This is a genomic window from Nocardia sp. NPDC059764, assembly GCF_042732555.1.
Classification (GTDB): Bacteria; Actinomycetota; Actinomycetes; order Mycobacteriales; family Mycobacteriaceae; genus Nocardia.
Window position 1 is genome coordinate 1 of the sequence record NZ_JBHWHH010000261.1, and the last position, 7,548, is coordinate 7,548.

Annotated in this window: 6 protein-coding genes and 1 pseudogene; 6 read left to right on the forward strand and 1 reads right to left on the reverse strand. The window is 69.2% G+C overall.

What is annotated here, in order from left to right; translation table 11 throughout:
- Positions 1-52: 52 nt before the first annotated feature.
- The gene (locus tag ACFV4K_RS33590; protein WP_379280323.1) at positions 53-1,810 is read right to left on the reverse strand and encodes an Ig-like domain-containing protein; all 1,758 of its coding nucleotides are present in this window, start codon (positions 1,808-1,810) and stop codon (positions 53-55) included.
- A gap of 191 nt (positions 1,811-2,001) precedes the next feature.
- Here ACFV4K_RS33590 and thiD point away from each other — a divergent pair, with 191 nt between their 5' ends.
- From thiD to ACFV4K_RS33620, 6 genes and pseudogenes are all read left to right on the forward strand, one after another.
- Positions 2,002-2,844, forward strand: coding sequence for a bifunctional hydroxymethylpyrimidine kinase/phosphomethylpyrimidine kinase (thiD, locus tag ACFV4K_RS33595; RefSeq protein WP_379280324.1), 843 nt, complete (start codon positions 2,002-2,004; stop codon positions 2,842-2,844).
- A gap of 86 nt (positions 2,845-2,930) precedes the next feature.
- The gene (locus ACFV4K_RS33600; RefSeq protein ID WP_379280325.1) at positions 2,931-4,175 is read left to right on the forward strand and encodes a glycosyltransferase; all 1,245 of its coding nucleotides are present in this window, start codon (positions 2,931-2,933) and stop codon (positions 4,173-4,175) included.
- Positions 4,172-4,333: a hypothetical protein gene (locus ACFV4K_RS33605; protein WP_379280326.1), complete on the forward strand. Its 162-nt coding sequence runs from the start codon at positions 4,172-4,174 to the stop codon at positions 4,331-4,333. The genes ACFV4K_RS33600 and ACFV4K_RS33605 overlap by 4 nt, the downstream gene beginning before the upstream one ends.
- A complete protein-coding gene (locus tag ACFV4K_RS33610) occupies positions 4,330-6,363 on the forward strand; it encodes a glycosyltransferase family 39 protein (RefSeq protein WP_379280327.1) in 2,034 nt (677 codons plus the stop codon). The genes ACFV4K_RS33605 and ACFV4K_RS33610 overlap by 4 nt, the downstream gene beginning before the upstream one ends.
- A gap of 114 nt (positions 6,364-6,477) precedes the next feature.
- Complete coding sequence (locus tag ACFV4K_RS33615) at positions 6,478-6,630, forward strand: hypothetical protein (RefSeq protein ID WP_379280328.1); 153 nt, start codon at positions 6,478-6,480, stop codon at positions 6,628-6,630.
- A 288-nt stretch (positions 6,631-6,918) separates the two neighbouring features.
- Positions 6,919-7,548, forward strand: a pseudogene (locus tag ACFV4K_RS33620) (cytochrome P450); the annotation flags it as partial.

Sequence of the window (7,548 nt, forward strand, 5' to 3'; positions counted from 1 at the left end):
GGCCGGAACAAGTCCGGCCGGGCGTTCGGCGTTCGATCGGATCAGCGTTCGATCACTTGCCCAGGGAGCCCGTCGGCAGACCGGGCAGGCCGAAGGAACCGCCGCCCCCGCCGGGCGTGGTGGCGTCCTTGACGTTCAGGGTCGAGGGCGACGAGGTCGAGCCCTTGTACCCGGTGCCGCCGGTGTAGACCGCCGTGATCACCCGGTTGCCGGTCTGGCCGACGGTGTACTGCAGGGTCGCCTTGCCGTTGACCACGGTCACCGCATCACCGATCGGCGTGCCGCCGTCCATGAATCGGACGGTGCCTGAGGTGACGGCCGCGCCGGCCTCGGTCTTGACCTCGGCGGTGAAGGCCACCGCGTCACCCTTGGTGGCCGAGGGCGGAACCGTCAGGGTGGTCGTGGTGTTCAGCTCGACGGGAGCCGGATCGCTGACCGTCACGGTCGCGGCCGCACCGGTCGACGGGTTGAAGCCCTCCGCGCCGGAGTAGACCGCCGAAATCGCGTGGGCGCCCGCGGCATTGAAGGTGTAGGTCAGCTTCGCGCCGCCGGAGGCGAGAGCGATCGGGCCGCCGATATCGGTGCCGCCGTCCTTGAACTGCACGGTGCCGCCCACGGCGGGCACATTGCCGGGCGCGTTCACGGTCGCCCACAGATCCGTCGCCTGACCGGTCGTCGCGGTGCTCGGGACGTTCATCGTGGTGGTGGTGTCGACGATCGCGGCCGTGACCGAGACGACCGAGGCCGCCGAGGTCGACGGCTGGTTCTTCGAGTCACCGCTGTAGACGGCGGTGATGGAGTGCGCGCCCGCGGTGGTGAAGGTCTGCGAGAGGGTCGCCGTGCCGTTGTTCAGCGGAACGGCCGCACCGAGATTGGCGTCGCCGTCCTTGAACTGGACGGTGCCGGTCGCGGCGGCCGGGGCCACCGTCGCGCTCAAGGTGACCGCCTGGCCGGTGGTCGCGCTCGCGGGCGCGGTCAGCGTGGTCGTGGTGGAGTTGTTGACCGGCCCGGTGACGGTGATGGTGGCCAGCGGGCCCGCGCCCGCGTTGAGGGTGCTCTTGTCGTCACTGGGAATGCAGCGGGTCGGGGCCCACTGGGTGCCCAGCAGCGAGGCCTTGGCCAGCGAGGTGTTGAAGTTCTGGTCGTTGCCGTAGCTGGCGGCGCTGCCGGCGGTGCGCAACTTCGGAGTGATCACGCCGGGCGCGACGGCTTTGAGGGTGACCATGACATCGGGCAGCCGGAACCAGGATTCGCCATCGGCGTTGGGGGTGCCGTCGAGGTTCTTCTTCAGTTTCGGCGCGCGGATGCCGCCCTCGGAATTGGTGCTGCTGGTGGGGCTGTTGCCGACCACCTCATTGTTCCCCGACAGCCGCAGGATCTTCCCGTTGCTGTCCACCACACCGGATTCGTTGACGCGCAGAACATTCGGGAGCACATTGTCGATATTGATGCCGGTGCCCGGCACGATATTCGCGCTCACGAATTCCGAGTTGGCGGGGATCTCGTAGTCGTACTTGATCCGCGACAGGTTGGTGGTCGTCGCGCCGGAGTCCTTGTCCGGGAACGAGGAGCCGCTGGGCTGAATCCGGTAGCTGAAGGTGTCCCCGACGGCGACCGTGGACGGCGCTTCGACCCGCATCGTCACCGCGACGGACTTGTCGACCGTGATGATCGATTTCGCCTGGCACGAGCTGTTGAAGCTGGTGAGGGTGTTGTCGGCGCTCGCCTGGCCGGGCGTGAGCAGCACCCCGGCGAGGAGGGCGGCGCCGGCGACGGGGGCGACGGCCAGCCGCTTGGTCGAATGGTTCACAGAGACTCCTTACGCCCGGTCACACCGATGGAACCGGACAATTCGATCTAAACGCCGCCAGTATGCATGGTCTGACTAGAACGTGTTTTAGTTTTGATCATTTCATTCGGAAGGAATTTTCGGGTGGCCGGGAACCGGCCGCGGAGGACGGGGAAGACGAGGTCCGCACAGGTATCGGTAGGGTCTGTGACGTGCAGTTCCTACCGCTTGCCCCGAATGGCACCACCCCGGTTCGCGCCCTCACCATCGCGGGCACCGACTCCGGCGGCGGCGCGGGCATTCAGGCCGACTCCCGCACCATGGCCCTGTGCGGCGTGCACGCGTGCGTGGCCGTCGCCGCGGTGACCGTGCAGAACACCCTGGGCGTCAGCGGGTTCCACGAGATTCCGCCGCAGATCGTCGCCGACCAGGTGCGAACCGTGGTCGGCGACATCGGGATCGGGGCGGCCAAGACCGGCATGCTGGCCTCCACCGCCATCATCGAGGCGGTCGCCGAGGTGTGCCGCGAGGTCGGCATCGGGCGGCAGGGCGGCATCCCGCTGGTGGTGGATCCCGTCGCGGCCTCCATGCACGGCGACGCGCTGCTACACGCCGAGGCGCTGGACGCGGTGCGGCACACGCTGATTCCGCTGGCCACCGTGGTCACGCCGAACCTGGACGAGGTCCGGCTCATCACCGGCATCGAGGTGGTCGACGACCGGTCGGCGCGCAAAGCCGCCGAGGCGCTGATCGCACTCGGCCCGCAGTGGGCGATCGTCAAGGGCGGGCATCTGCGCACCTCCGAGCAGTCCACCGACCTGCTCTTCGACGGCGACACCTTCCACGAACTCCCGGCCCGGCGCCTCGCCACCGGCAACGATCACGGCGGCGGCGACACCCTGGCCGCGGCCATCTGCTGCGCGCTCGCCCACGGGTACTCGGTGCCCGACGCGGTCGCCTTCGCCAAGGAATGGACCTTCCGCTGCCTGGAAGCCTCCTACGACCTGGGCGCGGGGCACGGACCGGTGTCGCCGCTGTGGCGGCTGCACGTCTGAGCTCGACGGTTGGCGGAATCCCGCTCCCAGGAACCTCCCAGGCAGGGCGCAGGCTGATGTGAGTCTGGTGATCGAGGTTGGTCACCATGAACGACACCGTGACCGCCGTCCGGGCGGCGGAACCGACTGCAGCAGTGACCGCGCCCGTCGTGGACGTGGTCGTTCCGGTCTACAACGAAGAGGTCGACCTCGGCCCCTGCGTGCGCCGGCTGCACGCCTTCCTGACCCTGAACTTCCCGTTCACGGCGCGAATCACCATCGCCGACAACGCCTCCACCGACTCCACCCTCACCGTGGCGCGGCAGCTGGCCGCCCAGCTGGACGGGGTGCGCGTGGTGCACCTGGACCGCAAGGGCCGCGGCCGGGCGCTGCGCGAGGTGTGGCAGGCGTCCGACGCGCAGGTCGTCGCCTACATGGACGTGGACCTCTCCACCGACCTGAACGCGCTGCTGCCGCTGGTCGCGCCGCTGGTGTCCGGGCACTCCGACGTGGCCATCGGCACCCGGCTGGCCTCCCAGTCCCGGGTGGTGCGCGGACCCAAGCGCGAGATCATCTCCCGCTGCTACAACCTCATCCTGCGGACCTCCCTGCAGGCCAAGTTCTCCGACGCGCAGTGCGGGTTCAAGGCCATGCGCTCCCAGGTGGCCAAGCTGGTGCTGCCGCTGGTGGAGGACGGCGAATGGTTCTTCGACACCGAACTGCTGGTGCTGGCCGAGAAGATCGGGCTGCGCATCCACGAGGTGCCGGTGGACTGGATCGATGATCCGGACTCGCGGGTGGACATCGTCGACACCGCCCGCAAGGACCTGCTCGGCATCTGGCGGGTCGGGCGCGCGCTCACCACCGGACGGCTGCCGATCAACGAACTGCGGGCGGCCATCGGGCGGGAACCGCTGGTCGAGGGCGTGCCGCTGGGCATGGTCGGACAGTTGGTGCGGTTCGGCATCGTGGGTGTCACCTCGACGCTGGCGTATCTGCTGCTCTATGTACTACTGCAAGGGATTACGGGGGCGCAGGCCGCCAATTTCCTCGCGCTGCTGATGACCGCGGTCGGCAATACCGCCGCCAACCGGGCCTTCACGTTCGGGGTGCGCGGGTCCAATCAGGCCGTGTCGCACCACTTCCAGGGACTGGCCATCTTCGGCGTCGGACTGGCGTTGACCTCCGGTTCGCTGTTCGCCCTGCACGATCGGGCCCCCGACGCGGCCGTCCATCTGGAACTGGTGGTGCTGGTCGTGGCCAACCTGGTCGCCACACTGCTGCGGTTCGTCGGACTGCGCTGGGTGTTCCGCAATGCCGGGAAGCACACCACTCCCGAGGTGACGCGTTGACCTCGTTCTCCCGTGCGCGGCCAGGACTCCCGGACGGCTTCCGGCTCGCCGCTGTCGACTTCCCGCGCCGTCACCGCCCCGAACACGGCGAACTGCCGTTCTGGACCATGCCCGACGATCACCAGACCGATCGAATCAGCCGAGGAGGCGACCGATGACCGCGACACTGCCCGAGACCCGGGTCGCCCCGCCCTCGGCCGAGCCGCCCGCCGCGCGCGGCGACCGCCGGGAGTATCCGGCCCTGGCCGCCCTGCTGGTCGGCACGGCCGTCGCCTACCTGTGGAATCTGTCCGCCAACGGCTGGGCCAACTCCTTCTATTCGGCCGCGGTGCAGGCGGGTTCGGTGTCGTGGAAGGCGTTCTTCTTCGGCTCCTCCGACGCGGCCAACTCGATCACGGTGGACAAGACGCCGCTGTCGCTGTGGCCCATGGAGATCTCGGTGCGGATCTTCGGGCTGCACAGCTGGAGCATGCTGCTGCCGCAGGCGCTGCTGGGCGTGGCGTCGGTGGCGTTGTTGTGGGCGATCGTGCGCCGGAACTTCGGGGCGACCGCCGGACTGCTGGCGGGGCTGGTGCTCGCGCTCACTCCCATCGCGGCCGTCATGTTCCGGTTCAACAACCCCGACGCCATGCTGGTGTTCCTCATGCTCGCGGCGGCCTGGGCCATGACCCGGGCGGTCGCCGATGGGCGCTGGCGCTGGCTGGTGCTCACCGGCGCGTTCATCGGATTGGGCTTCCTGGCCAAGCAATTGCAGGTGCTGCTGGTGGTGCCCGCGCTGGCGCTGACCTACCTGATCGCCGGGCCGCCCGCGCTGGGCAAGCGGATCGCGCAGCTGTTCGCGGCGGGCGCGGCCATGGTGGCCGGCGCGGGCTGGTGGGTGCTGCTCGCCGAGCTGTGGCCCGCCGCGGACCGGCCGTACTTCGGCGGCTCGCAGCACAACTCGATCATCGAACTGACCCTCGGCTACAACGGCCTGGGCCGGTTGAACGGTGAGGAGCGCGGCAGCGTCGGCGGTTTCGGCGGCGACATGCCGAGCGGCGGGGGCGGCATGTGGGGCACGCCCGGCATCGGGCGACTGTTCGAGCCGCAGCAGGCGGGTCAGATCGCCTGGCTCATCCCGGCGGCGCTCGTCCTGCTGGTGGCGGGAATCGTCCTGCGCGGCACGCTGACCCGCACCGACCCGCAGCGCGCCGCACTCATTCTGTTCGGCGGCTGGCTGGTCGGCACCGGACTGGTGTTCAGCTTCATGAAGGGCATCTTCCACCCGTACTACACGGTGGCGCTGGCCCCCGGCGTGGCCGCGCTGATCGGCGCGGGCTCGGTGCTCGCCTGGCGGCGCCGCGACCAACCCTGGGTGCGGCCGGCCCTGGGCGCGGCCATGGCCCTGACCACCGCCACCGCGTGGATCATCCTGTCCCGCAGCGTCTCCTTCGTGCCGTGGCTGCGCTGGACGGTGCTGGTCGGCGGCATCGTCGTCACCCTGCTGCTCCTCCGCCTGCCCCGCAAGGCCGGTCTGTTCGTCGCGGCGGCCGCGGTGATCCTCGGTCTGGCGGCTCCTGCCGCGTACGCCGTGGACGGGATCGCCACCGCGCACCAGGGACCGATGCCGTCGGCCGGGCCGGCGGTCCGCGGCGGCTGGGGTCCGGGTGGACCACGCGGCGGCGACCGTCCCAACGGGCTCCCCGGCAACGTCTTCGGCGAAGGGAACGGCTTCGCGCCCGGGAACGGCGGTAATGGCGGCCCGCGCCACGGCGGTTCCACGAACAGCGGCCCGGGCGGAACCCCCGGCGGACCTGAGGGATTCGGCGGCGCGGCGGGCAACATGATGATGGCCAGCCGCCCGAGCGCCAAGGTCACCGCCCTCCTGAAGGCCGACGGCTCCGACTACACCTGGGTGGCGGCCACCGTCAGCTCCAACTCGGCAGCCGGCTTCCAGCTGACGACCGAACTCCCGGTCATGCCCATCGGCGGCTTCAACGGCAGCGATCCCTCCCCCACCCTCGCCCAGTTCCAGGAGTACGTCCAGGTGGGCCGCATCCACTACTTCATCGCGGGCAGCCAGATGGGCGGCGAACGCGGCGGCAACGGCGCCAGCTCCCAGATCACCGCCTGGGTCAAGGACCACTTCACCGCCGAGGACGTGGACGGCATCACCCTCTACGACCTCACCGCCCCGAAAACCAACTGACCGGCGGGCTTGCCCCCGCCCCGAAAAGGACTGAGCGCCTGGACCGATCCGGTCCAGGCGCTCAGCTCTGCTGGCTAGAATTATGTGACGCCAGTCACGATTCAGGGACCCCGAATGAGCACCCCGCATCCCCTCCCCGATGAGCATCGAGAAGCCTTCTGGCGCAGAGTCGGCTGGGACCCCCGCCTCCCCGACCCCGACCGGTCGGCCATCGAACTCCGCTGGGACGACGAATCCATCACCCTGGCAGAGATTTTCGGCTTCTGACCCGGAACGCATGGCCGACCCCGAGTCCACTGAACGCGACTTCGAACAATGTGGTCACGCCGGTCGCTTCCGGCGTTCAGCGGGCTCCCACCTCGACACGGTGGAGATGTGACCGCTACCAGCGTGAGTTATATTTTCCCGCAGCCAATTTCACGGAACCCTGGAGCAGATGTGGATCCGCAGTACGCGCATCAGGGCGCGCCTCTCGGCGTGAGGTCGCCCGATCCCGCGCGAGTCTCGATCTACGGTCCCGAGTTCGCGGCCGATCCTCATGGGCATTACCGGTGGATGCGTGCCACCTACGGGCCGCTGGTGCCGGTCGAGATATGGCCCGGAGTGCCCGCGACCCTGGTCATCAAGTACGCGACCGCGGTGCGGATCCTCAACGATCCCGTCCGCTTTCCGTCCGATCCGAGTATCTGGCAGCAGACTGTGCCCGCCGATATCCCGATCATGCCCATGGTCGAAGCTCGGCCCAACGCCATCCGCACGGACGGGAACATGCACGCCCGCTACCGTCAGACGATCAACGACGCGCTCGCCGGCATCGACCTCCACGCGGTGCGGGCCATGGTGGAGCGCGCCGCCGTCCCCCTGGTCAACAGTTTCTGCGGGGACAGCACGGCTGACGCACTCGGCCAATACGCCTTCCCGCTTGTCTTCTCGGCCTTCTGCCAGGCAGTGGGCTGCCCACCGGAGATCGGTGAGCGCATCGCCGCGGTCAACGCCGCCATGTTCGATGGCGTGGACACCGCGGAAGTGAACCGGCTCATGAGCGAAGCCCTGCTCGACCTCACCGCGCTCAAACGAGTCCAGCCCGCTGACGACGTCACCACGCGACTGGTTCACCATCCGGCCAGGCTCAGCGATGAGGAGATGGTGCATCAGCTGGTGCTGCTGTTCGCCGCGGGCGTCGAG